The sequence below is a fragment of the Amycolatopsis albispora genome (genome assembly GCF_003312875.1).
In the GTDB taxonomy this organism is placed as follows: Bacteria; Actinomycetota; Actinomycetes; order Mycobacteriales; family Pseudonocardiaceae; genus Amycolatopsis; species Amycolatopsis albispora.
In genome coordinates this window covers 3,532,197-3,556,776 of sequence record NZ_CP015163.1, presented here as the reverse complement: position 1 = coordinate 3,556,776, position 24,580 = coordinate 3,532,197, and the positions used below count along the sequence as shown (strand labels likewise).

Sequence of the window (24,580 nt, the reverse complement as noted above, 5' to 3'; positions counted from 1 at the left end):
CATTCTGCACTCCGTGCCAGCTTCGAACCAGGCGCCGCCCGCGCTCGACATCGTCGACGAGACCTTTCTCGCGGTGCCGCCGCCGACCGTGGCCGCCGCCTTCGCCGACCCCAGGTCGTGGCCGAGGTACTGGCCGGATCTGGTGCTCGAGGTGTACACCGACCGCGGTGACCGCGGCCTGCGCTGGACCGTGCGCGGCGCGCTCGTCGGCACCATGGAGGTGTGGCTGGAGCCGGTGCTCGACGGCACGCTGCTGCACTACTTCCTCCGTGCCACGCCGACCCGTGAGGTCACGCAGCGTGAGCTGAGGCGGGAGTTCGACCGGCGCGCCAGGGCGGCGAAGGCCATCGCGCTGGAGCTCAAGGAGATCCTGGAAGACGGGCGGGCCCCCGGGGTCCCGCCGGGGGGTTGAGGGAATGCGGGTACACGTGGTGTCGGACGTGCACGGCAACGCCGACGCGCTGGCACGGGCCGGTGACGGTGCCGACGCGCTGATCGTGCTGGGGGACCTGCTCGACTTCGTCGACTACCGGCGGCACGGCAACGGCATTCTCGGCACGCTGTTCGGCGAGGAGAAGGTGTCCGAGTTCGCCCGGCTGCGCCGGGAGGGCACCCGCGACGAGACGGTCGCCTTCGCGCGCTCGCTCTGGGGCAGCCTCGCCGACCCCGGCGGTGCCGTCGACGAGGCGATCCGCGAGCAGTACGAGAAGCTGTTCGCCGCGCTCACCGCCCCGGTCTACCTGACCCCCGGCAACGTCGACACGCCCGCGCTGTGGCCCGAGTTCGCCGGTCCCGGTGCCCAGATCCTGGACGGCGAGGTGGCCGAGATCGGCGGCCTGCGGGTCGGCTTCGTCGGCGGCGCGCTGCTGCCGGACGGGGTCAAGCCGCGGCCGAACCCGGTCTGGCGGCCGTACCTGCGCCCCCGGGAGGAGTTCGACGCGTCGGTGGCGAAGCTGACCGACATCGACGTGCTGTGCAGCCACATCCCGCCGGCGGTGCCCCAGCTGACCTACGACGTGGTGGCGCGACGCGCCGAGCCGGGCTCGGACGCCCTGCTCGAACTCATCCGTTCCGAGCAGCCGCGCTGGTCCGTTTTCGGCCATGTGCACCAGCCGCTGGCCGCGCGTGCGCGGCTCGGCCGGACCGAGTGCCGCAACGTCGGCCACTTCAAGGAGACGGCCCAGCCGTACGTGCTGCGCTGGTAGTCCTTACGGGACGGTAGCCTTTGGCGCATGGCCGAGCAGTCCACGCAGTCCATCGAGGTCGACGCGTCGCCGGAGCGGATCATGGAGGTGATCGCGGACTTCCCGGCCTACCCGGAGTGGACCAAGGCCGTCCGCGAGACCGAGGTGCTGGCCGAGGCCGAGGGCGGCCGCGCCAAGCAGGTGAAGCTGACCCTCGACGCCGGTCCGGTGAAGGACGTCTACACCCTGGAGTACGACTGGGCGCCCGACGGGCTCTCGGTCAGCTGGCACCTGGTCAAGGGCCAGATGCAGAAGGCGCAGAACGGGCGGTACCTGCTCGAGCCGCTGGGCGAGGGGCGGACCAAGGTCACCTACACGCTGTCGGTGGAACTGGCCCTGCCGATGATCGGACTGCTGCGCCGCAAGGCGGAGAAAATGATCATGGATACCGCGCTGAAGGAGCTCAAGCGCCGAGCCGAGGGCTGATTCGTGCGCATCCTGCTGTTCACCGGCAAGGGGGGCGTCGGCAAGACGACGCTCGCGGCCGCCACGGCTGCCTCGCTCGCCGCGCGGGGCAGGAAGACGCTGGTGGTGTCCACCGACCCGGCCCACTCGCTCGGTGACGCCTTCGCCACCGCGCTGACCGGTGAACCGTCCGAAGTGGACACCGCGCTCCACGCCGCCCAGATCGACTCGCGGGCGCTGGTCGACGACGCCTGGGCCGAGCTGCGAGGGCAGTTGCGCGGCCTGCTGGCCGGGGCCGGGATCGACGCGCTCGACGCCGAGGAACTGACCGTGGTGCCGGGTGTGGACGAGCTGCTCGCGCTGACCGAGGTGCGGCGGCTCGCCGAGGCGGGACCGTGGGAGAACGTGGTGGTCGACTGCGGGCCGACCGCGGAAACGCTGCGGCTGCTCTCGCTGCCCGAGGCGGTCGCCGGGTATCTGGGGCGGCTGCGCGGGCTCGGCAGACTCAGTGGGCTCGGCCGGTCCGTCCGGCGCTTCGCCACCCACCTGGCCGGGCTGCGCACGCTGCTCACCGATCCGTCGGTGACCACCGTGCGGCTGGTGCTCACCCCGGAACGGCTGGTGGTCGCCGAAACCCGTCGCACGCTGACCTCGCTCGCGCTGCGCGGCATCGCGGTGGACGGGCTGATCGTCAACCGCCTGATGCCCGCGCCCGGCCGCATGCCCGGTTCGGCGGCGGCGTGGCTGCGTGCCCGGCGTGCCCAGCAGGACGCCGTGCTCACCGAGCTGACCTCGAGCGGCCTGGAGCGCGCGCTGCGCCGCGTCGAGCACCGCGCGGTCGAACCGGTCGGCCTGCCCGCGCTGCTGGAGATCGCCGGTGAGCTCTACGGCACCGAAGACCCGCTGGCCCGCTCCGCGCGGCCGGTGGCGCCGCTGCTCTCGGTGTCCGAGACCGAGGGCGGGCACGAGCTGCGGGTGGGCGTGCCGCTGACCCGCTCGGCGAAGGTGGACCTGGCCAGGGTCGGCGACGACCTGGCGATCACGGTGGACGGGTTCCGCCGGCTGATCGCCCTGCCCGAGCTGCTGCGCCCGTGCCGGATCACCGGTGCGGAAGCCGATTCCGCCGGGCTGGTGGTCCAGCTCGAGCCGGCCGGAGGTGCCTGATGCCCGAGACGGAGACCGACACCGCGCATTCGCTCGCCGAGGAGCTGCGCCTGCTCATCGAGCTGGTGGTGGAGCGGGCGGCGCCGTGGCTGGACGGGGTGATCGCGGCCGGGCACGACGAATCCGGGCACGAGCGGCCCGCCGCGGGCGACTGCGGCTGGTGCCCGCTGTGCGCGGTCGTGTCGCTGGCGCGCGGGGAGCGCCCGGAACTCGTCGCGCGCGTGCTGGAGCAGGTCGCGCAGCTGGTCGCACTGCTGCGGGCGGTGCTGGCCGATCGCTGGGCGCCGGAGGAGGGCGTGCACATGCCCGGTTTCGCGCCCCGGCCGGAACCCCGTGCCGAGCGCGGCGCGACGCGTGTGCAGCATGTTCCGGTGCGACGCCGGGAAGACTGGGACACCGGCCGATAGATGGGTTCTCGTGGCTTGAAGAAGACGCTCAAACGGACGTTCCGCCGTCCCGAACTGGCGATCGGGGTGGACGTCGGCGGCACCAGCGTGCGCGCCGGGGTGGTCGACGACCAGGGTTCGCTGCTGGACACCACCCGGGTCGGCACGCCCGGCGGGGAAGGCGCGCTCGAGGACGCCATCTCCGGCGTGATCGAGGACCTGCGCAACCGGCACGAGGTGACCGCGGTCGGGCTGGCGGTGGCCGGGTTCGTGGCCAACGACCGGCGGTCGGTGATGTTCGCTCCCCACCTGGCGTGGCGGGCGGCGCCGGTGGCCGACCGGATCGCCAAGCGCGTCGGGCTGCCGGTCACCCTGGAGCACGACGCGAACTCGGCCACGCTGGCCGAGCACCGCTTCGGCGCGGCACGCGGGTCCAAGGTGGTGGCGCTGATCGCGCTGGGCACCGGGATCGGGGCCGGGCTGCTGCTCGACGGGCAGCTCTACCGCGGTGCGCACGGGGTCGGGCCCGAGCTGGGGCACCTGACCGTGGTGCCGGGCGGGCGGCCGTGCCCGTGCGGCAAGTACGGCTGCTGGGAGCGTTACTGCAGCGGGACCGCGCTGGCGGCGACCGCGGTGGAGCTGCTGGCGCGCAACCCCGGCCGGTCGACCGTGCTGGCCAGGGAGACCGCCGGTGATCCCGGCTCGGTGACCGGGCGGCGCGTGGCCGGTGCCGCCCGCGACGGCGACCCGGTCGCCCAGCGCGCGATGGCCGAGCTGGCGAAGTGGCTCGGGGAGGGGCTCGCGCTGGTGGCCGACGTGTTCGACCCGGAGATCATGGTGATCGGGGGCGGGGTGTCGGAGTCGGCGCCGCTGTTCCTGGACGAGGCCCGCGAGCACTACGCGGGCGCGATCACCGGAGCCGGGCACCGGCCGCTGGCCCGCATCCGCACCGCGCAACTGGGCGACGACACCGCCATCGTCGGCGCGGCCACCCTGGCCAGGGAAGCCGCGGCGGCCAGGGTTGGTGTGCCAGGGTAGACAGGGTGTTTGTTGAAGACACCTTCGTGACCTGTGCGCAGGGGCACCGGCACTGGGGGCTGCACGGTGCGGCGGGGCTGCTGCTCACCGACCCCGAGCGCGGGGTGCTGCTGCAGCGCCGCGCGTGGTGGACCCATCACGGGCGGACCTGGGCACTGCCCGGCGGCGCGCTGCGTCCGGGCGAGACCCCGGCGGAGGCGGCCACCCGGGAAGCCGACGAGGAGGCCGCCGTGCCACCGGCCGCGGTCCGCCCGCTCGCTTCGTCCACTGTGGACCACGGCGGCTGGCGGTACACCACGGTGCTCGCGGTGGCCACCGGCGAGGTGCGCGAGCGCGTGCGGAACAAGGAGAGCACGGAGCTGCGCTGGGTGCCGGTCGACGAGGTGGCGGACTACCGGCTGCACCGGGACTTCGCGCTGGCGTGGCCGGAGCTGCGTGCCCAGGTGGGGCGGGAACTGGTGCTGGTGGTCGACGCCGCGAACGTGATGGGCTCGCGACCGGACGGCTGGTGGCGGGACCGCGCGGGCGCCGCCGCCCGGCTGCGGGACCAGCTGGCGCCGCTGGCGTCTTCGGGCATGGTGCCGCCGATGCTGGACGAGTGGTACTGGTGGCCGCGGATCGTGCTGGTGGTCGAAGGCCAGGCGAGCGGGGTCGCCCCGGTGCCGGGGGTGGAGGTGGTCGCGGCGGCGCGGGATGGTGACTCGGAGATCGTGTCGGTGGTACGCGCGTCCCGGCCCGACGACCACGTCCTGGTGGTCACCGCGGACCGGGAACTGCGCTCACGCGTCGAATCAGCAGGCGCCACCACGATGGGCCCGCGCCCGCTGCTCCAACTGCTATGAATGTGGCTTTCATAGCGCCCACCCGTCGCCCACCGCCACCCTCAACGGAGCTACGCGCTGTTCCGTCGCGCAATGAAAGCCACATTCATAGCGGTCCGGCTCGTGGGATGGCGCCGCGCGGCGAGTGCAAGTGTTGCCGGGGCTACCGAGGCGTCACGAATGTGGCTTTCGGGACGTCTGGCGTCTCGAAAGCCACATTCGTGACATCTGGTCACCCCTCAGGAAGGCTCGCGGGCTGATCGGCCCGGACCCGCTGCTCACCTGACCCGCCAATGGACACGAATGTGGCTTTCGGGGCGAAATCCGCCCCGAAAGCCACATTCGTGTCCGGCCCCGCTCACCTCACCGGGGTGACGCCGTCTCGCATTTCGGCGATCAACGAGGCGACCACCGCCTTCAGGCTCCCGTTGTGCTCCCGCGCCACCGCCCGTTGCCGCTGGTAGCTCGCCCCGTGGCGCAGGATGGTCTCCACGCCGCGCAGCTCCCGGAGGCAGTCGAGCTGCTTCGCCACCGGTTCCAGTCGTTCGAGCACCACGTCCAGGTCCTCGGTGACCAGCCGCTCGTTGCCCGCCGCGTCGAGAATGATGATGGCGTCCATCCCGTACCGCGCGGCCCGCCACTTGTTCTCCTGCACGTGCCACGGCGGCATGGTCGGCAGCGTCTCGCCCTGGTCGAGCCGCGTGCTGAAGTCGTCCACCAGGCACTGGGTGAACGCCGCGATGGCGGCCACCTCCTCCAGCGTCGGCACCCCGTCGCACACGCGCATCTCGATGGTGCCGAAGTGCGGCGCGGGCCGGATGTCCCAGCGGATCTCCGAGAAGTGGTCGATCACCCCGGTGACGAACATGTCGTCCACGTAGCTTTCCAGCTCACCCCATTCGGTGAACTGGAACGGCAACCCAGCGGTGGGCAGCTGCTGGAACATCAGCGCCCGGTTCGACGCGTACCCCGTGTCCTCCCCGCCCCAGTACGGCGACGAAGCCGACAGCGCCTGCAGGTGCGGCGCGTAGTTGAGCAGCGCGTTGAGCACCGGCAGCACCTTGTCCCGGTGGTCGAGCCCGATGTGCACGTGCACCCCGTAGATCAGCATCTGCCGCCCCCACCACTGGGTGCGGTCGATCAGCTTGGCGTAGCGCTCCTTGTCGGTGACCTTCTGCTGGTACCAGGTGGAAAACGGGTGCGTGCCGGCGGAGAACAGCTCCACCCCGAGCGGGTCGGTGTGCACCCGCAGCTCGTCGAGCGAGGCGGCCAGGTCTTCGGCGACCTCGGCCACCGTGTCGCACACGCCGGTGATGATCTCGATGGTGTTGAGCAGCAGCTCCTGCTTGATCTTCGGGTGCTCGGCGCCGCCGGGCGGGCACACCGCGTCCAGCAGGCGCTGCGCCACCGAGGTCAGCTCGCCGCTGCGGCGGTCCACCAGCGCCAGCTCCCATTCGGCGCCCACGGTCGAGCGTCGCGACGGCTGGAAGTCGATGCGCATGACCAAGCCTACGGCGGGAAGCTCAGACCTGCGCGCCGCTGTCCGGGTCGGCACCGTCCGGCGGGCCCTGCCGGACGCGGAGCAGCAGCAGGCCGATGCCCACCGCGAGCACGAGCAACCCGATCGGGGTACCCAGCGAGCTGGACAGCCCGATCACGCCCGGCGCGATCAGCAGCAGCAGGCCCAGCACGAAGAACAGCAGCACCACCAGCGCGCCCTTGCGCGGCCGGGGCAGCGGCGGCGGTTCCGGCGGCACGAAGTGCTCGTCGTCCGAGGCCGGGTCGTCACCGAAGACGGTGGCTTCCCACTCGCGGTCGGCACCCCGCCAGCCGCTGGCCGCCACGGTCTGCTCGGGCGGGCCCGGCGCCGGTGACGGCGGCGGGGGCGTGGGCTCGTCGTCCGGCTGCTGCTCGAGCGTCGTGCCGACGCCTTCGGCCCGCAGGTCGGCCACGATCTCGGCGAACGTGGCGTCGATGTCCTCCGGGCCGTCAGCGGAGTTCGAACGGCTCATCTCGGGTCCACCTGCCCGCTGTGTGCGATCGATCGGAAGAAGCCGACACTGCGCTCGAAGATCAGCGGCGCGTCGTTGTCCAGGGTGGCCACGTGGTAGCTGTCGGTCAGCTCCACGTCGATCAACGGCGAGCTGCGCACGCCTTCGGCCACGATGCGCGCGTTCACCGGCTCCACCACGTGGTCAACGACCGAGTGCAGCAGAAGTAGCGGCTGCGTCACCTTGCCGAGGTCGCGGCGCACCAGGTTCCACAGCCGGCTCAGGCTGGCCGCCGCGCGCACCGGCACCCGCGAGTAGGCCTGCTCCACCACGCCCGGCTTCTTGATGTCCCCGGCCACGCCCGGCACCGACGGCAGCACGCGGCCGAGCACCGGCAGCAGCTTCGCGTCCCACCGCAGCGTGGTCACCGACGGGTTGACCAGCACCAGCCCGGCGATCCGGTCGCCGAACTCCTGCGCCAGCTTGAGCGTCAGCGTGCCGCCCATCGACTGCCCGCAGACGAACACCGAATCGCAGGTGTCCATCAGCTCCAGCAGTTCCGCGCGGACGCAGCCGTACCAGTCGGTCCAGTTCGTCCGGTTCATCTCCTGCCAGGTGGTGCCGTGGCCGGGCAGGCGCGGCCCGCGCACGGTGTACCCGGCGGCGGCCAGGTGCTCGCCCCACGGCCGCATGCTGGCCGGGGTGCCGGTGAACCCGTGGCACAGCAGCACGCCGGCTTCGGTGGAGCCGGTGTGCGCGAAGGGTTCCGCGCCGGCGAGCACAGGCATGCTGCCGCCTTCCTGGGAGAGCTTCCGGGGCCAGGTGAGACCTCCATATTCGCACGGGTCGGGCCGCTCGTGGGGCGATGCCGGACACTGGGGGTGATGCGGCCGGATGTGAGATCGATCGCTGGGCACTCGCAACCGGGGGTCAAGCGTTGTGCGGGGTACGGACGAGTTCGTAGTCTTGCTGATCGGATTCGGCTGACGAAGACCGTTTCGCCTGCGAGGAGGCCTGGAGCAAGGTGCTGTACCGGTTGATGAAGTACGTGCTGCTCGGCCCGCTGCTGCGGCTGCTGTGGCCGACCAAGGTCTCCGGGGCCGAGAACATCCCGGCCTCCGGTGGCGCGATCCTCGCGGGCAACCACCTCGCCGTCGCCGACTCCTTCTTCATGCCGCTCTACGTCCGCCGGAAGGTGACCTTCCCGGCCAAGTCGGAGTACTTCACCGAAAAGGGCATCAAGGGCAGGCTGAAGAAGTGGTTCTTCAGCGGGCTCGGCCAGATCCCGATCGACCGCTCCGGCGGCTCGGCCGCGCAGGCCGCGCTGGACACCGCGATCCGCGTGCTGCGCGAAGGCCACCTGCTCGGCATCTATCCCGAGGGCACCCGCTCGCCGGACGGCAGGCTGTACAAGGGCAAGACCGGCGTCGCCAGGATCGCGCTGCAAGCCGGCGTGCCGGTGATCCCGGTGGTCACCATCGGCACCGACAAGGTCAATCCGATCGGCTCGAAGATGTGGTGGCCGCGGCGGCTCGAGGTCCGCTTCGGCAAGCCGCTGGACTTCTCGCGGTACGAGGGCCTCGCCGGTGACCGCTTCATCGAGCGCTCGATCACCGACGAGATCATGTACGCGCTGATGGAGCTGTCCGGTCAGGAGTACGTGGACATCTACGCGGCCAAGGCCAAGGAGCTGGCCGCCGCCGAGGCCGCCGGGATGCGTCCCGACGTGCCGAAGCAGCCCTCCGGCGTGGACGCGGACCGCGTGCCGGAGAGCAAAGCCTCCTGATCGGCGGCCACCGGCCCGCTACTAGGGTTGCCCGGTGCGATTTTTCTACGACACCGAGTTCATCGAGGACGGCGTGACGATCGACCTGGTGTCGATCGGTGTCGTGGACGAGAACGGCCGGGAGTTCTACGCGGTTTCCACCGACTTCGACCCGGACAAGGCGGGCCCGTGGGTGCGCGACAACGTGCTCCCGAAGCTGCCGTCGCCCGCGGACAAGGCGTGGCGCGGGCGCGAGCGCATCCGCACCGACCTGCTGGAGTTCTTCGGCAAGCCGCCCGGCGGCATCGAGCTGTGGGCCTGGTTCGCCGCCTACGACCACGTGGCGCTGGCGCAGCTGTGGGGCCCGATGCCCGCGCTGCCGAGGCAGCTGCCCCGGTTCACCCGTGACCTGCGGCAGCGCTGGGAGGACGTGGGCAAGCCGAAGCTGCCCGCGGCCCCGGCGAACGCGCACGACGCCCTCGCCGACGCCCGCCACAACCTGGTGCGGTGGCGGGCGATCGAGGAGGAATGGCGCCGCCGGGGGCTGCCCGGCTGAGGTCGTCTCTCCTGGTCAGCGGGCCCGCACGGCCTCGGCGAGCCGGTCGAGCAGGCGCGCCGTGGTGGACCAGTCCAGGCAGGCGTCGGTGATGCTCTGCCCGTAGGTCAGCTCGTCCGCCCGGCCGAGGGTGAGGTCCTGGCGCCCGCCGGCGAGGAAGCTCTCCAGCATGACGCCGGTGAGGCCGCGTTCGCCGCGCTCGATCCGGCCGGCCAGCTCGCCGACGACCTCGGCCTGGCGCACGTGGTCCTTGCCGCTGTTGCCGTGGCTGGCGTCGATCAACACGCGCTCGGGCAGCCCGGCCTTGCGCAGCCTGCCGAGCGTGTCGGAGACGGTGCCGGCGTCGTAGTTCGGCCCGGCCGCGCTGCCCCGCAGGATCACGTGGCAGTCGGGATTGCCCGCGGTGGTCAGCAGCGCGGCGACGCCGTCGGAGTTGATCCCGGCGAACACGTGGCTCGCCGCGGCGGCGCGGGTGGCGTCCACGGCGACCTGCACGTCGCCCTCGGTGGAGTTCTTGATGCCGACCGGCATGGACAGCGCGCTGCACAGCTGCCGGTGCACCTGGCTGGCCGCGGTCCGCGCGCCGATCGAGCCCCAGGTGACGATGTCGGCGATGAACTGCGGGGTGATCGGGTCGAGGAACTCGCAGCCGACCGGCAGGCCGAGTGAGGACACGTCGAGCAGCAGCCGCCGCGCCATGCGCAGGCCGCGGTTGACCGCGAAGCTGCCGTCCAGGCCGGGGTCGTTGATCAGGCCCTTCCAGCCGAGCGTGGTGCGCGGCTTCTCGAAGTACACGCGCATGACCACGTGGAGCTGCTCGCCGAGGCCCTCGGCGTGCGCGGCGAGGCGCTGGGCGTAGTCCATGGCGGCGGCGGTGTCGTGCACCGAGCACGGGCCGACCACGACGAGCAGCCGGTCGTCGGTGCCGTCGAGCACGCCGACCGTCCCTGTTCGTCCTTTATGGACGGTCTGGGCGACGGCCTCGCCGACGGGCAGCTCCTCGCGCAGCAACGCCGGCGGGATCAGCGGGCTGATGCTGGTGGTGCGCTGGTTGTCCAGGGCGAGGGTGGGATCGAAGGTGATCGTCATGACGGGGGTCCTTTCGGCCCAGCCGCCCGATCGTGCTCCGCCCGAGCCGGCTGGGAAACCGGCTCGAGGGTGGAAGGTCAGCGCACGGCGTCGCCGACCGGCCCACCCGGGGCCGGCCTGCTAAACCAGAAATAGGAGCGCTGCACGCCGCGACGGTAGCACAGCCGGGATCGGCACCGGGGGTACGGCGGGCTCGCCCTGGTCGAGGCCTGTACAGTGGTCTAGACCATGGCTGCTGCACCGATCAAGTTCGGTACCGCTACGCTGGCGCCGGATGTGTGACCCAACACAATGCAGGCAAGCGGAGGTCTGAGTCTGATGCGAGTCGGTGTGCTGACCGGTGGCGGCGACTGCCCCGGGCTGAACGCGGTGATCCGGGCGGTGGTCCGCAAGGGCATCGAGGCCCATGGCTGGGAGATCGTCGGCTTCCGGAGCGGCTGGCAGGGCCCGATGACCGGCGACAGCAGGCCGCTGGGGCTCGGTGACGTCGAGGAGATCCTGACCAGGGGCGGCACGATCCTCGGGTCCTCGCGGACCAACCCGTACAAGACCGAGGGCGGGGTCGAGAAGATCCGCGGTGTGCTCGCCGAGCAGGGCGTGGACGCGCTGATCGCGATCGGCGGCGAGGACACCCTCGGCGTGGCGAAGAAGCTGACCGACGACGGCATCGGCGTGGTCGGCGTGCCCAAGACCATCGACAACGACCTCGGTGCCACCGACTACACCTTCGGTTTCGACACCGCGGTGCACATCGCCACCGAGGCCATCGATCGGCTGCGCACCACCGCCGAATCGCACCACCGCGCGCTGGTGGTCGAGGTGATGGGGCGGCACGCGGGCTGGATCGCGCTGCACTCCGGCCTGGCCGGTGGCGCCAACGTGATCCTGGTGCCGGAGCGGCCGTTCTCGGTGGAGAAGGTCGTCGAATGGGTGGAGCGGCGGTTCGAGCGCCAGTTCGCGCCGATCATCGTGGTCGCCGAGGGCGCCATTCCCGAGGGCGGCGCCGAGGTGCTGCACTCGGGGGAGAAGGACGCGTTCGGGCACGTCCGGCTCGGCGGGGTCGGCACCTGGCTGGCCGAGGAGATCGCCGAGCGGACCGGCAAGGAGTCGCGCGCGGTGGTGCTCGGGCACACCCAGCGCGGTGGCATCCCGACCGCCTACGACCGCGTGCTCGCCACCCGCTTCGGCCTGCACGCCGTGGACGCGGTGGCCGACGGTGACTTCGGCGTGATGGTGGCGCTGAGGGGCACCGACATCGTGCGCGTGAAGCTGGCGGAGGCCACGGCCGAGCTGAAGACCGTGCCCGCCGCCCGCTACGAGGAAGCCGAGGTCTTCTTCGGCTGAGCCGCCCCTGTCACGAATGTGGCTTTCGAGACGTTCCGCGTCTCGAAAGCCACATTCGTGACACCGCTCAGATGAGGGCCAGGTCGTCCAGGACGGTCGCGGCGGCGGCGATGTCCTCGGTGAGCGGCCGGTCCGCCGTGCTCGGGTCGAGCACCGCGCCCGCCTGCTCGAACGCCGCCCGCACCGGGATGTCCACCAGGTTCGCCCGCCGCATGCGCAGCGCCCGCACGGCCGCGACCAGCTCGCACGCCAGCAGCTGCCGGTAGGCCCGGCACGCCGCGGTGGTCGCCCGCGCCGCCTGCGTGGAGAAGCTCGCGTGGTCCTCCAGCCCCCGCGAGACGATCGCGCTGCCCAGGGTGACCGGCAGCGCCGCCTGCCGCAGTTCGGTCAGCGCGTCGTGTGCGACGTACTCCAGGATCATCACGCCCGAGCTGCCCGCCGGGCCGTCCGCGAGGAACGGCCGAAGCCCGGTGAACTCCGGCTCGACCAGGTCGCCCAGCCGCGCCGCCGACAGCTCGGCCACCTGGTGCACGGTCGCGCGCGCCTGGTCCAGCGCGGACGACACGTACGCGGTGTGGAAGTGCGCGTGGTGGTACGCGTCGCCCTCCGGTACGCAGATCATCGGGTTCTCGGTGCCCGCGTTGATCTCGATCGCCAGCACGTTCCGCAGGTGGTGCAGCGCGTCGAGCGCGGGCCCCTGCACCTGCGGGAACGCCCGCAGCCCGAACGGGTCCTGGATCCGGCGGCCGGGCGCGGGCGTGGCCTCCATGCCGAGCAGGCGCCGCAGGTCGGCGGCGCAGGCGACCTGACCGGCGTGCGGGCGTGCTTCGTGCACCGCGGTCGCGTACGCCTCGGGATTGCCGTCGAGCGCCACGTAGGTCAGCGCGGTGACCGCGTGACTGGCCTTGGTCAGCGTGTCCAGTTCGAGCGTGGCCAGTATCGCTTCGGCGAGCGTGGCGGCGTTGCTGCTCATGAACGCCAGCGCGTCGCCCGCCTGCACCGCCACCGGGGTAACGCCACCGCGGCGCCACGGGCGTTCCCCAGCCAGCGCGAGCCCGGTTTCCGCCAGTGGCGCCAGGTCGCCGGTGCCGATCGCGCCGAGCCGGTGCACCACCGGCAGCGCGCCGGCCCGCAGTGCGGCCGCGAGCGCTTCGATCAGGCTCGGGCTGATCCCGGACCGCGCCGCCAGCAGCTGGTTCAGCCGGATCAGCATCATCGCGCGCACCTGGCCGTCCGGCATCAGCTCACCGCTGCCGCCGGCGTGGCTGCGCAGCAGGCGCAGGCCGTGGTCGGTGGAGTGCTCCCCGGCGACCGCGTCGTCCTTGTTCGCGCCGACGCCGGTGGTGCGGCCGTACACCACGCGCCGCGTGCTCAGCTCCTCGGCCAGTTCCCACGCCTGCCCGGCCGCGGCCAGCGCACCCGGCTCGACCTCGACCTCCAGCGCGCCTTCGATGCCCGCCACCGCGACCACGTCACCACAGCGGAGTGTCCGCCCGTCCACCCTGACCAACCCGGTCTCCTTCCCGTCGGTTGCCGCTCAGCGTGCCGCTAGGCCGTTCCAGTGCACCCGCGGGGGCGTCCGGTGACCCCGGGTAGCCGGTCCCGGCAACTCAGCGAACCGTGGTCTGTACCATTGACGGATTGGTCTAGACCCATTTAGCTTGGTGGCTCGAGCGGTGCACCGTGGCACCGCCGGGCTCACGGAGGACACCGATGTTCTCATCGCGCAGACGGAGATGGCTGGGTGCGGGCGGCGTGCTCGCCGCCGCACTGATGGCGATCGCGGTCGTGGCTCCGGCCTCGGCCAAGGCACCGGCACCGGCGGAAGCAGCACCCGCCGAAGCCGGGATCACCGCACACGGCAAGACACTCGGCTACTTCGCCCAGTGGGGCGTCTACGGCCGCAACTACCACGTCAAGAACATCCACACCTCGGGTTCGGCGGCCAAGCTGACCCACATCAACTACGCCTTCGGCAACGTGGTCAACGGCCAGTGCGTGCTGGGCGACACCTACGCCGACTACGACCGGTTCTACGGCGCCGCCGAGAGCGTGGACGGCGTGGCCGACACCTGGGACAACGGCGCCCTGCGGGGCAACTTCGGCCAGCTGAAGCGGCTGAAGAAGATGTACCCCAACATCAAAGTGCTGTTCTCCTTCGGCGGCTGGACCTGGTCCGGCGGCTTCGGGCAGGCCGCGAAGAACCCCGCCGCGTTCGCGAACTCCTGCTACAACCTGCTCAACGACCCGCGCTGGGCCGGCGTGTTCGACGGCATCGACATCGACTGGGAGTACCCCAACGCCTGCGGGCTGACCTGCGACACCAGCGGCCCGGCCGCGCTGAAGAACCTGGCCGCGGCGTTGCGCGCGAAGTTCGGCTCGAAGCTGGTCACCGCCGCCATCACCGGTGACGGCTCAGCCGGCGGCAAGGTGGACGCGGCCGACTACGGTGGTGCCGCGCAGTACTTCGACTGGTACAACGTGATGACCTACGACTACTTCGGGGCCTGGGCGGCACAGGGGCCGACCGCGCCGCACTCCCCGCTGACCGCCTACAACGGCATTCCCGCCGCCGGGTTCAATTCGGACGCGGTCATCCAGAAGCTCAAGGGCAAGGGCATTCCGGCGAGCAAGCTCCTGCTGGGCCTCGGTTTCTACGGCCGCGGCTGGACCGGCGTGACGCAGGACGCGCCCGGTGGCACCGCGACCGGCCCGGCGCCCGGCACCTACGAGCAGGGCATCGAGGACTACAAGGTGCTCAAGAGCAAGTGCCCGGCCACCGGCACCATCGCCGGCACCGCCTACGCCAAGTGCGGCAGCCAGTGGTGGAGCTACGACACCCCGGCCACGATCAGGGGGAAGGTCGGCTACGCCCGCACCCAGGGCCTCGGCGGCACGTTCTTCTGGGAACTCTCGGGTGACACCCCCAATGGCGAGCTGATCAGCGCCATCCAGAGCGGCTAGCAGTGGCGGTAGCCGAGGAGCGGGCGGGGAAGCCGAGTTCCCCGCCCGCTTTCTGTCGTGGGCACCGATTATGGTGCGCGGGTGACGTTCACGGGCTTCGGCGAATACGCGATCGACTTCTACGACGGACTGGTGGTCGACAACTCGAAGCCGTACTGGGAGGACAATCTCCGCACCTATCGCGAGGACGTGCGCGCCCCGATGGAGGCGCTGCTGACCGAGCTGGACGCGGAGTTCTCCGACGGCTTCGGCAAGGGCAAGGTCTTCCGGCCGCACCGGGACGTGCGGTTCGCGAAGGACAAGCGGCCGTACAAGACGCACTGCGGTGGCGTGATCGAGCAGGGCCGCGGCGGTGGCGCGTACTACGTGGAGATCAGCTCGGCGGGGCTGCGCGTCGGCGGCGGCTGCTTCCACCTGGCCACCGACCAGCTGGCGAACTTCCGGCGCGCGGTGGACACCGAGCCGCACGGCCCCGAGCTGGAGCGCATCCTGGCCAAGCTGCGCAAGCAGGGCTGGGAGATCAAGGGTGAGGCGCTGAAGACCAAGCCGCGCGGATACGACGCCGACCACCCGCGCATCGACCTGCTGCGGCACAAGTCGCTCTACGCGGTGAAGCTCTGGGAGCCGGACGACACGCTGCACGAACGCGGTTGTCTGGACCGGGTCCGCAAGTCGTGGCGGCAGGTGCGCGCGTTCAACGAGTGGGCCCGCGACCACGTCGGCGTCAGCCAGCTGCCTCGCCGCTGAGCCACAGTTTTTCGCCGGTGGACAGCAGAATCCGGTTGCCGAGCGGGAAAGCGACGGCCTGCGGGGCCGCTTCCGGCAGGGCCATCTCCGTGCCGCAGCCGGTCCACAAGCGAGCCTGACCGCCGATCCTGCCGGTGGTGAGCACGTGTTCCCCGGCGAAGGCGAGGCCGGTGATTTCGGGCAGCTGCGCGGGATCGAGGCCCGGCCCCTCCGCCAGCGACCAGCTCCCGCCGGGCGCCGACCGCCAGCACGCCATTCGCTGGGTGTCCGACCGGGACAGCCCGGCCACCACGCACGCCGTGTCCGCGCAGGCGACCCGCGTGGCGGTCACGTCGGTCGCACCGGCGGGCCGGGGGAGTTCGGTCCGCTGCCAGTTCCGGCCGTTCTCGGAGGTCCAGACCAGAGGGGAGAACCGCCGGTCGGCACGCACGTCCCCGACGGCGGTGAACCGCGAACCGGCCGCCGCGACGCCGAGCGCGCGGGTCTGCGCGCCGGGCGAACTGAGCAATGCCGGTTCATCGTCGAGCCGGGACCACGCCTGACCGTCCGGCGAGGTCCACAGCGCGGCGCCGGGGCCGGTGGCCGGGTGGTCCCACTGCCCGGAGAGCACGGACGCCGCCGGGGTGGTCGCGGTGCCGTTGACCGCCATCGCGCGCGGGCCGCCGAGCAGTTCGAAGGGCTGAGGGTGGTCGGTGAGCCCGGCCGCGTCGCCGGACCAGAGGGTCAGTCGCGCGCTGCCGTGCGCGCCGCCGAAGGCGCGGCCGAGCGCGAGCAGCCTGCCGTCCGCCGCCGACGGCTCGATCAGTTCGGCCTGCCCGCCGTATCCACCCGCGGTGTGCAGCGGCAGCGGCCGCCAGCCGGTGTCCGGGGTGCCCAGCCAGGCCGCGGGCGCACGGCCGTCCGACCCCGGCAGCGACCCGGTGAGCAGGATCTCCTCACCCGATCGGGTGAACCCGAGGACGCGTGCTCCGGGTGACGGCGTGGTCAGCTCCGACCAGGCGGGCGGCGGTGGCGCGGGGCCGGGCGCGCAGGACACGAGGGCCACGGCCACCAGCACCGCCAGCGCCTTGAGCACCGTCGGAGCATACAAAGGGTTACTACCGAGCGAACACGGAAAGAAACAGGTTGAATCGGTCTCGGGATCGGTAAAGACGTGGCCGCGATAAGGGTCTACGCTGTCTGAACGTGAGCCGACGCGCGAAGATCGTTTGTACCCTTGGCCCCGCGACCGCCAGCCCGGAGAAGGTGCGGGCCCTCGTCGACGCCGGGATGGACGTGGCGAGGATGAACTTCAGCCACGGCACTCACGGCGACCACAAGGAGGTCTACGACGTCGTCCGGGCGGCGGCGGCGGAGACCGGGCGCGCGGTCGGCATTCTCGCCGACCTCCAGGGCCCCAAGATCCGCCTGGGCACCTTCGCCAACGGCCCGGTCGAGTGGCGCAACGGCGACATCGTGCGCATCACCGTGGAGGACGTGGCCGGGACCCACGAGCGCGTCTCCACCACCTACAAGGGCCTCGCGAACGACGCCAAGCCCGGTGACCGCCTGCTGGTCGACGACGGCAAGGTCGGCCTGGTGGTCCAGGAGGTCGACGGCCAGGACGTGGTCTGCGAGGTCACCGAGGGCGGCCCGGTCAGCAACAACAAGGGCGTCTCGCTGCCCGGCATGGACGTGTCCGTGCCCGCCATGTCCGAGAAGGACATCGAGGACCTCGAGTTCGCGATGCACCTGGGCGTGGACTTCGTGGCGCTGTCGTTCGTCCGCTCGCCCGCCGACATCGACCAGGTGCACCAGGTGATGGACCGGGTCGGCAAGGGCCGCGTGCCGGTGATCGCCAAGCTGGAGAAGCCCGAGGCGGTCTACAACCTCGAAGCCATCGTGCTGGCCTTCGACGGGGTCATGGTCGCGCGTGGTGACCTGGGCGTGGAGCTGCCGCTCGAGCAGGTCCCGCTGGTGCAGAAGCGCGCCATCCAGATCGCCCGCGAGAACGCCAAGCCGGTGATCGTGGCCACCCAGATGCTCGACTCGATGATCAGCAACTCCCGGCCGACCCGCGCCGAGGCCTCCGACGTGGCCAACGCGGTGCTCGACGGCACCGACGCGGTGATGCTGTCCGGTGAGACCAGCGTCGGCCGCTACCCGGTGGAGTCGGTGGCCACCATGGCCAAGATCATCCAGGCGGTGGAGACCGACTCGCCGCAGGTCCCGCCGCTGAGCCACGTGCCGCGGACCAAGCGCGGCGTGATCTCCTACGCCGCCCGCGACATCGGCGAGCGGCTCAACGCCAAGGCGCTGGTCGCCTTCACCCAGTCCGGTGACACCGTGCGGCGGCTGGCCCGGCTGCACACCCGGCTGCCGCTGCTGGCCTTCACCCCGGAGGAGAGCGTGCGCAGCCAGCTCGCGCTGACCTGGGGCACCGCCACCAGGATCGTGCCGAAGGTGGGCTCCACCGACCAGATGATCCAGCAGGTCGACCACGCCATGGTCGAGATGGACCGCTACCAGCCGGGCGACCTGGTGGTGATCGTGGCCGGGTCCCCGCCGGGCACGGTCGGTTCCACCAACCTGATCCGCGTGCACCGCCTCGGTGAAGACGATCACGCCTGAGCGCATCCCGGATGCGTGCTTTGCCGGGATAGGGTTTCCGGCATGACTGAGGTCGCCCGAGCCGCCGCCACCGAGCTGGACAACAACGTCGGCCAGGGCGGCCAGGTGGTGCTCGACCGCCTGGTCTCCCTGCTCGACCTGGAGCGGATCGAGGAGAACATCTTCCGCGGCGTCAGCCCGCCGCACTCGCCGGTGCGGGTGTTCGGCGGGCAGGTCGCCGGGCAGGCGCTGGTCGCGGCCGGGCGCACGGTGCCGTCCGAGCGCACGGTGCACTCGCTGCACGCGTACTTCATCCGCGGCGGTGATCCGCGGGTGCCGATCGTCTACGAGGTAGACCGCATCCGCGACGGGCGCTCGTTCACCACCCGCCGGGTGGTCGCGGTGCAGCACGGCAAGGCGATCTTCGCGTTGTCGGCATCGTTCCAGAAGGCGGAGCCGGGCATCGAGCACGCCGACGAGATGCCCGACGTGCCCGCGCCCGAGACGCTGCCGACCGTGCAGGAGCGGATCGAGGGTTACCCCGCACTGGAGGGCCTGCACAGCCGGCCGCGGCCGATCGACCTGCGTTACGTCAACGACCCGCCGTGGGTCACCCGCGGTACCGGGAGCCCGGCCACGCGCAACCAGGTGTGGATGCGCGCCGACGGCACCCTGCCGGACGACCAGTTGCTGCACGTCTGCGTGCTGGCGTATGCGTCGGACATGACCCTGCTGGACTCCCCGCTGGCCAGGCACGGCGCGTACTGGGAGCTGGACAAGGTGCTCGGCGCCAGCCTGGACCACGCGATGTGGTTCCACCGCCCGTTCCGGGCCGACGAATGGTTCCTCTACGACACCGAGTCGCCGTCCGCCTCGAACGCGCGGGCACTGGCCACCGGCCGCTTCTTCGCCGCCGACGGCACCCTCATCGCGACGGTGGTGCAGGAAGGCCTGCTACGCGTCCTGTGAGCCGCCGAGCCGTTCGCTGACCCGCCGAGCGTCCTCGATGGACACGGCGTCCTCGACGGACACGGTGGCCTCCGCTGTGGCGGTGGGGTGTCACGAATGTGGCTTTCGGGACGCCAAACGTCTCGAAAGCCACATTCGTGACACTCGGGGCACGCCTGGGAGGGCGGCATGGTCGCGTCGGGCTGCCCGAGCAGGCGGGCTGGGCGCGTCTCCGAGGGGCCTTACTCGCCCCCGGCCGGGCGTTTGCGGTGTCGTCGCCGTTGCGCCGGGCGGGTGATTTCCGCCGGGAGGCCGTCTCCGAGGGCGAGCCGCGCTGCCACGTAAGCGCGACACGGCACGGGTGGGTGAGGGTTTCGCCACCGGCGCCATCGGCGGCCCCGGCACGCCACGCAGCGGCCGCGGGCGTCCGTCCGGTGCTCCGCGAGCACCGCGCGCAACGCGTCGGCCAGAACCGGGATTTCGTGGCGTGCTACCCAGGCGGCGACTTGCGGATCGTCGGTGCCCGCCGATCGGGTGAGGTCGGTCAGCCGAAGTTCCACAATGGCGGCTAAAGGGTTCACGATGTTCAGCTCAGGGTGACCCACGGCGTCCCCGACCCCTCCCCGTAAGTGGTCTTCTCCGAATTTTGCCCGAGGCACTGGCTCCCGGCCCGGAAATGGAGCACACTGCGAGCGTACAACGGCAATGTGCAATTTGCAGTCCACCATCTGGGGACGCGGGCGAAATTGAAGTAGTCAATTCATCACGGCGAGTCTGGGCGGCTGGTTAGATATGACTGGGACATCGGCAAGTGCGGAACACAGTGGAGGTGGGGCAGTGGCGCGAGGACAGGGGCCGACCGTTCGCCGCCGCCGGCTGGCCGGCGAACTGCGCCGCCTCCGGGAGGCCGCCGAGCTGACCATCGACGAGGTCGGCGAGAAGCTTGAGTGCTCCGCGTCGAAGATCAGCCGGATCGAGACCGGGCACGTCGGTGTCACCCCGCGCGACGTCCGCGACATGCTGGAGCTCTACGGCCTGGTCGGCGACGAGCGCGAGGCGCTGGTCCAGCTCGCCAGGGAGGCCCGCAAGCGCGGCTGGTGGCACGCCTACAACGAGGTCTTCACCGGCACCTTCGTCGGCCTGGAAGCCGACGCCAGCTCCCTGCGCGCCTACCAGGCGCTGCTCGTGCCCGGCCTGCTGCAGACCGAGCGCTACGCGCGGACGGTGATCCGCGCGCTGCGCCCGGACGCCGACGAGACCGAGCTCAAGCGCCGGGTCGCGGCGCGGATGGCCCGCCAGGAACTGCTCACCGATCCCTCACCACCGGAGTACTGGGCGGTGATCGACGAGGCGGTGCTGCACCGGCGGGTCGGCGGGTGCGAAGTGATGGCGGAACAGGTTTCCCGGTTGCTCGAAGTGGCGCGGCTGCCGCACGTGACGCTCCAGGTGGTGCCGTTCGGTGCGGGCGCTCATCCGGGAATGGAGGGACCGTTTCTCATCCTCGGTTTTCCGGAGCAGGCAGATCCGGACGTAGTTTACGTGGACAGCACTTCCAGCGGCCTTTACCTGGAGATGCCGGATGATGTGCGCCGCTATACCCTCATGTTCGATCACCTGCGTGCCACTGCCTTGAAACCGGATGACTCGGTCGAACTCATCGCCGAGTCGGCCGATCGGCTGGGTGCGGAGCAAGCAAAGTAAGGAGTGGGGACCATGTCCGAGAACCCTGAATTCCTGACCCGATGGCGCAAGAGCAGCCACAGCGGTGGTGGCAATGACTGCGTCGAAATCGCATTCACCCGTGACGGCGCCGCCGTCCGCGACTCGAAGGACGTCGAGGGCGGTCTGCTCTCCTTCAGCTCCCGGGGCTGGCAGGGGCTGCTGGACGCCACGCGTGCCGGCAGCCTCGACCCCAGCTGAACCCAGCCGCACCGGCCCCTTACCCCCGCCGACCCTGGGGCATGGCGGGAGTAAGGGGCCGAGTCGTGTCCGGACTGCGTGATCGTCCGATGCCGGCGGGCACCCCTCAGCACGACTCTGAGACTCGGCAGAAGAGACCGGGAACAGAGGAGAACGCCATGAGGACCGACTGGATGTGGGACGCCGTGCAGGCCGAGGTCGCCTACCGCACCGACGAGCTGCGCCGCGCGGGCAGGCTGACCAGGGTGGTGCGCTCGACCAGGCCGTACCGCTGGCTGAGCAGCAAGCCACGGGTACACATACCGCAGCAGCGGGACGGGTCGCACGACGCCGCCGCGTAACCGCGATGAGCGCCACAGGCGCCACGCCACGAGCGAAAACCACAGGGCTCCGGGACCGCGGGTAGGCCACAATGCAGACCGTGCCCCGTCTCGGATCCGGAATCCCGCTCGTCGCGCGGACCAGTGAAATGCGCCGGCTTCGTGCCGCGCTCGCCCGTGCCGAGCGCAACGAAGCCGGCGCCGTGCTGTTGTCGGGGGACGCGGGGGTCGGCAAGACCCGCGTGCTGACGGAGCTGGGGGAGCACGCGGCGAGCCGGGGCGCGCTGGTGCTCACCGGCCGCTGCCTGGACGTGCGCGAGGGCGGCCTGCCCTACCTGCCCTTCGCCGAGGCGCTGACCCCGCTGGCCACCTCGGGGGACAGCGCGGTGGCCGACGCGCTGCGCGTGCGCCACGCGCTCGGCAGGCTGCTGCCGCAGCTGGGCACGGTGCTGCCGCCGAGCGCGGAGTACACGCCGGTGTCGGCCAGCGACCACGAGACGATGGGCCCGGTGCGGGCCGAGCGCGACCTCGGCCAGCTCCAGCTGTTCGACGCGGTGCTCGGCCTGCTCACCGAGCTGTCCGAGCGCACCCCGGTGGTGCTGCTGCTGGAGGACCTGCACTGGGCCGACGGCTCGACCCGCAACCTGTTGTCGTTCCTGCTGTCCCGCCTGCGCGCGCAGCGGCTGCTGGTGGTGGCCAGCTACCGCGAGGAGGACGTGCACCGGCGCCACCCGCTGCGGCCGCTGCTGTCCGAGCTGGTCCGGCTGGCCAGCGTGGAGCGGATCGACCTGACGCCGTTCTCCGAGGCCGACGCCCGCCAGTTCGTCGCCGCGCTGGCCGAGTCCACGCTGTCACCCGAGGTGATCACCGAGCTGATCGAGCGGTCGCAGGGCAACCCGTTCTTTCTCGAGGAGCTGATCGCCTCGTGCGGGGACGACGGTTCCGACCTGCCGACCGGGCTGGCCGAGGTGCTGCTGTCCAGGGTGGAGCGGCTGTCCGCGGAGACGCGCCGGGTGCTGCGGCTGATCTCGGTGGCCAACGGCGGGGTCTCGCACGCCGTGCTGAACGATCTGTCCGGTTTGGACGAACTCGCGCTGGACGAGGCGCTGCGTGAAGCCGTGCAGCACCACGTTCTGGTGGTGGACAAGAAGTTCTACCTGTTCCGGCACGCGCTGCTGCGCGAAGCCGTCTACGGCGACCTGCTGCCGGGGGAGCGCACGCGGACCCACGCCCAGTACGCGGACCGCCTGCGGCGCAGACCGGAAACCCGCGGTGGGTACGCGCTGCTGGCCTACCACAGCCTGGAGAGCAACGACCTGCCCACGGCCTTGGCCGCGTCCAAGCGCGCGGCCACCGAAGCCGAGGGGCTCGGCGCGCCGGCGTCCGCGCTCAAGCACACCGAGCAGGCGCTGGCCATCTGGGACGCGGTCCCGGAAAAGGACCGGCCCGAAGGCGTCGACGAGATCAAGCTGCTCAGCGAGGCGTCCTACTTCGCCGGGACTTCGGGTGAGCCCGAGCGCGCGATCGCCTACGCCCGCAGCGCCGTCGAAGCCATCCACGACGGTGTGTCCGTCGAGCGCGCGGCCACGCTGTGGCGACGGCTGGCCCAGGTGCTCGGTGTGCTGGACGGGACGTGGGACGAGTCGGTGGAGGCCATCGGCAAGGCGTGGGAACTGGTCGAGCGCGCGGAGGCCTCGCGCACGCGGGCGTGGGTGCTCTCCACCAGGGCGATCATCCAGCGCGGGGACAACGACATCGCCGGTGCGCTGTGGAGCGCGCAGAGCGCGGTGGCCGACGCCCGCGCGGTCGGCGCGGACGGCGCCGAGGCGGACGCGCTGGTCACGCTCGGCGCGCTCGCCGAAACCGAGGGGCACATCGAAGAGGCCCGCGACCGGTTGCGCCAAGCACAGCTCAAGGCGGAGAAGGCGGGCGCCCTCAACGTCGGGCTGCGGGCCAGGTACTTCCTCGCGTCCAGCTACGAGGAACAGTCCGAAATAGCCGAAGCGCTCGCCGCCTACCGCGAAAGTGCCGACTACGCCAAGGAAAACGGGCTCACCTGGAGCTCGTTCGGGCTGGAGGCGCGGGCCAGGCACCTGTACCTGCGGTACGTCAGCGGCGACTGGCCGACCGAGGACGGGCGCCCGCGGCGAGGGGTGTCCAGCGCGGTGGCGGCCAGGATGACCGCGTCGTGGGTGTACATCGTGGCCGCGCGCGGACGGCTCGCCGAGGCCGAGAAGATGGTCGAGAGCCTGGGCGGGGAGTGGCGCACGGACATCCTGATCGCGATCGCGGGTGGCGCGGTCGGCATCGATCTCGCGTACTGGCGCGGGGAGCACGCCGAAGCGCTGCGCCGGGCCGAGGACGCGATCCAGCGGCTGGAGCAGTTCGATCCGTGGTTGCTCGGCGGGTTGCGCATGGTGGTGCTGGGCATGCGGTCCGCTTCGGCGCTGGCGGCGGCCGCGAGGGTGCGCGGGGACACCGTAGCCGAGGCCGAGGCGGTGGCCAGGGGAGAGGCGTTGCTGGCGCACGGCCGCGCCTGCCTCGAGCACGGCAAGCCGCGGTCGGGCACGCTGGGGCCGGAAGGCCGGGCGTGGCGCGCGCGGCTGGAGGCCGAGGCGCCCGAGTTGCACGGGCGATTCGACCCGGCTGCCTGGGCGGAGACGGTGGCCGCCTTCGGGTACGGCGCGGTCTACGAGCAGGCCGTGTCGCGGCAGCGGTACGCGGCGGCGTTGCTGAGCACCGGGGAAGCCGCCGACGCCGAACGCGCCGCGGCGGAACTGCTGAAGGCGTACGAGGTGGCGGAACGGCTCGGGGCGAAACCGCTCGGGGACAGCATTCGCGACCTCGCGCACCGCGCCCGCGTCGAGCTGCCCGGTCAGGCGCCGCCGCGTGACGTGGTGGACCCGCTGACCGACCGCGAACGCGCGGTGCTGGAGCGGGTCGCGCTGGGCCGGACGAACCGGCAGGTCGGTGAAGAGCTGTACATCAGCGAGAAAACGGTCAGCGTGCACCTGTCCCGCGTGATGGCCAAGCTCGGCGCGAGCCGCCGCGCCGAAGCCGTGGCTATCGCGAAGGACCGCGGTCTGCTGGCCGGTTAGTCCCGGCGGAGGTGACGCCGGGTTTCGTCGACCGTCAGCGAGAAGACGTCCGGCCGCGAGTAGTGGCCCGGCCAGCAGGTCACCGGACGGTCCGGCGGTCAGGGCCAGCTTGCGGTGCTTGCCCGCGTACCCGGTCGCCGGATCGAGGAACACCGCCGTGCAGTACAAAGTGGACCCGTCGCGCTCGACCA

At 71.6% G+C, this 24,580-nt stretch carries 24 protein-coding genes; 18 read left to right on the top strand and 6 right to left on the bottom strand.

Translation table 11 applies throughout. The features are described from left to right. Positions 1-13 precede the first annotated feature (13 nt). From A4R43_RS16540 to A4R43_RS16510, 7 genes are all read left to right on the top strand, one after another. Positions 14-412, top strand: a complete 399-nt coding sequence (locus A4R43_RS16540; RefSeq protein ID WP_113693145.1) for a polyketide cyclase / dehydrase and lipid transport — start codon at positions 14-16, stop codon at positions 410-412. Between the two features lie 4 nt (positions 413-416). After that, positions 417-1,205, top strand: a complete 789-nt coding sequence (locus tag A4R43_RS16535; RefSeq protein ID WP_113693144.1) for a metallophosphoesterase family protein — start codon at positions 417-419, stop codon at positions 1,203-1,205. A gap of 27 nt (positions 1,206-1,232) precedes the next feature. Beyond that, positions 1,233-1,670, top strand: coding sequence for an SRPBCC family protein (locus A4R43_RS16530; protein WP_113693143.1), 438 nt, complete (start codon positions 1,233-1,235; stop codon positions 1,668-1,670). Positions 1,671-1,673: 3 nt separating this feature from the next. Next, positions 1,674-2,813: an ArsA family ATPase gene (locus A4R43_RS16525; RefSeq protein ID WP_113693142.1), complete on the top strand. Its 1,140-nt coding sequence runs from the start codon at positions 1,674-1,676 to the stop codon at positions 2,811-2,813. After that, positions 2,813-3,220: a hypothetical protein gene (locus tag A4R43_RS16520; protein WP_113693141.1), complete on the top strand. Its 408-nt coding sequence runs from the start codon at positions 2,813-2,815 to the stop codon at positions 3,218-3,220. Before A4R43_RS16525 ends, A4R43_RS16520 begins: the two co-directional genes overlap by 1 nt. A gap of 66 nt (positions 3,221-3,286) precedes the next feature. Further along, positions 3,287-4,237: an ROK family protein gene (locus A4R43_RS16515; RefSeq protein ID WP_113697655.1), complete on the top strand. Its 951-nt coding sequence runs from the start codon at positions 3,287-3,289 to the stop codon at positions 4,235-4,237. A 26-nt stretch (positions 4,238-4,263) separates the two neighbouring features. After that, positions 4,264-5,079, top strand: a complete 816-nt coding sequence (locus A4R43_RS16510) for an NUDIX hydrolase (RefSeq protein ID WP_236809062.1) — start codon at positions 4,264-4,266, stop codon at positions 5,077-5,079. A gap of 337 nt (positions 5,080-5,416) precedes the next feature. Here the strand turns inward: A4R43_RS16510 and A4R43_RS16505 are convergent, their stop codons facing one another. Genes A4R43_RS16505 through A4R43_RS16495 form a run of 3 tightly spaced genes read right to left on the bottom strand, consistent with a single transcriptional unit; the run spans position 5,417 to position 7,837 of the window. After that, positions 5,417-6,559, bottom strand: coding sequence for a glutamate--cysteine ligase (locus A4R43_RS16505; protein ID WP_113693139.1), 1,143 nt, complete (start codon positions 6,557-6,559; stop codon positions 5,417-5,419). A gap of 22 nt (positions 6,560-6,581) precedes the next feature. Continuing rightward, positions 6,582-7,070, bottom strand: a complete 489-nt coding sequence (locus A4R43_RS16500; RefSeq protein ID WP_113693138.1) for a hypothetical protein — start codon at positions 7,068-7,070, stop codon at positions 6,582-6,584. Continuing rightward, a complete protein-coding gene (locus tag A4R43_RS16495) occupies positions 7,067-7,837 on the bottom strand; it encodes an alpha/beta hydrolase (RefSeq protein WP_113693137.1) in 771 nt (256 codons plus the stop codon). Before A4R43_RS16495 ends, A4R43_RS16500 begins: the two co-directional genes overlap by 4 nt. Positions 7,838-8,073: 236 nt before the next feature. On the opposite strand from A4R43_RS16495, the gene A4R43_RS16490 reads away from it, so the two are divergent. Next, positions 8,074-8,835, top strand: coding sequence for a lysophospholipid acyltransferase family protein (locus A4R43_RS16490; protein WP_113693136.1), 762 nt, complete (start codon positions 8,074-8,076; stop codon positions 8,833-8,835). A 34-nt stretch (positions 8,836-8,869) separates the two neighbouring features. Then, positions 8,870-9,370: a polyadenylate-specific 3'-exoribonuclease AS gene (locus tag A4R43_RS16485; protein WP_113693135.1), complete on the top strand. Its 501-nt coding sequence runs from the start codon at positions 8,870-8,872 to the stop codon at positions 9,368-9,370. Positions 9,371-9,385: 15 nt separating this feature from the next. Here the strand turns inward: A4R43_RS16485 and A4R43_RS16480 are convergent, their stop codons facing one another. Continuing rightward, entirely contained in the window at positions 9,386-10,459 is a 1,074-nt protein-coding gene (locus A4R43_RS16480) for a 3-deoxy-7-phosphoheptulonate synthase (RefSeq protein ID WP_113693134.1), read from the bottom strand. 318 nt (positions 10,460-10,777) lie between these two features. Here A4R43_RS16480 and A4R43_RS16475 point away from each other — a divergent pair, with 318 nt between their 5' ends. Then, positions 10,778-11,803 carry a 6-phosphofructokinase gene (locus A4R43_RS16475; protein WP_113693133.1) on the top strand — a complete coding sequence of 342 codons (1,026 nt, stop codon included), beginning with the start codon at positions 10,778-10,780 and terminating at the stop codon, positions 11,801-11,803. A 67-nt stretch (positions 11,804-11,870) separates the two neighbouring features. Here the strand turns inward: A4R43_RS16475 and A4R43_RS16470 are convergent, their stop codons facing one another. Beyond that, the gene (locus A4R43_RS16470) at positions 11,871-13,313 is read right to left on the bottom strand and encodes an aromatic amino acid ammonia-lyase (protein ID WP_113693132.1); all 1,443 of its coding nucleotides are present in this window, start codon (positions 13,311-13,313) and stop codon (positions 11,871-11,873) included. A gap of 263 nt (positions 13,314-13,576) precedes the next feature. Here A4R43_RS16470 and A4R43_RS16465 point away from each other — a divergent pair, with 263 nt between their 5' ends. Then, positions 13,577-14,767 carry a glycoside hydrolase family 18 protein gene (locus A4R43_RS16465; protein ID WP_162788828.1) on the top strand — a complete coding sequence of 397 codons (1,191 nt, stop codon included), beginning with the start codon at positions 13,577-13,579 and terminating at the stop codon, positions 14,765-14,767. Between the two features lie 81 nt (positions 14,768-14,848). Beyond that, complete coding sequence (locus A4R43_RS16460) at positions 14,849-15,514, top strand: DUF2461 domain-containing protein (protein WP_113697654.1); 666 nt, start codon at positions 14,849-14,851, stop codon at positions 15,512-15,514. Here the strand turns inward: A4R43_RS16460 and A4R43_RS16455 are convergent. Then, complete coding sequence (locus A4R43_RS16455; RefSeq protein ID WP_113693130.1) at positions 15,492-16,589, bottom strand: hypothetical protein; 1,098 nt, start codon at positions 16,587-16,589, stop codon at positions 15,492-15,494. The two genes, A4R43_RS16460 and A4R43_RS16455, sit on opposite strands and share 23 nt — an antisense overlap. 110 nt (positions 16,590-16,699) lie before the next feature. Between A4R43_RS16455 and pyk the strand changes: the two genes are divergently transcribed. The 6 genes from pyk to A4R43_RS16420 all read left to right on the top strand — a co-directional run bounded on the left by pyk (position 16,700) and on the right by A4R43_RS16420 (position 24,389). Then, positions 16,700-18,124, top strand: a complete 1,425-nt coding sequence (gene pyk / locus A4R43_RS16450; RefSeq protein ID WP_113693129.1) for a pyruvate kinase — start codon at positions 16,700-16,702, stop codon at positions 18,122-18,124. A gap of 42 nt (positions 18,125-18,166) precedes the next feature. Further along, entirely contained in the window at positions 18,167-19,072 is a 906-nt protein-coding gene (gene tesB / locus A4R43_RS16445; protein WP_113693128.1) for an acyl-CoA thioesterase II, read from the top strand. An 816-nt stretch (positions 19,073-19,888) separates the two neighbouring features. Continuing rightward, positions 19,889-20,752 (top strand): helix-turn-helix domain-containing protein, encoded by an 864-nt coding sequence (locus tag A4R43_RS16435; protein ID WP_113693127.1) that lies wholly within the window; start codon positions 19,889-19,891, stop codon positions 20,750-20,752. 12 nt (positions 20,753-20,764) lie between these two features. Continuing rightward, the gene (locus tag A4R43_RS16430; protein WP_113693126.1) at positions 20,765-20,971 is read left to right on the top strand and encodes a DUF397 domain-containing protein; all 207 of its coding nucleotides are present in this window, start codon (positions 20,765-20,767) and stop codon (positions 20,969-20,971) included. 158 nt (positions 20,972-21,129) lie between these two features. Further along, positions 21,130-21,312, top strand: a complete 183-nt coding sequence (locus A4R43_RS16425; protein WP_113693125.1) for a hypothetical protein — start codon at positions 21,130-21,132, stop codon at positions 21,310-21,312. A gap of 71 nt (positions 21,313-21,383) precedes the next feature. Further along, entirely contained in the window at positions 21,384-24,389 is a 3,006-nt protein-coding gene (locus A4R43_RS16420; protein WP_113693124.1) for a helix-turn-helix transcriptional regulator, read from the top strand. Positions 24,390-24,580 lie beyond the last annotated feature (191 nt).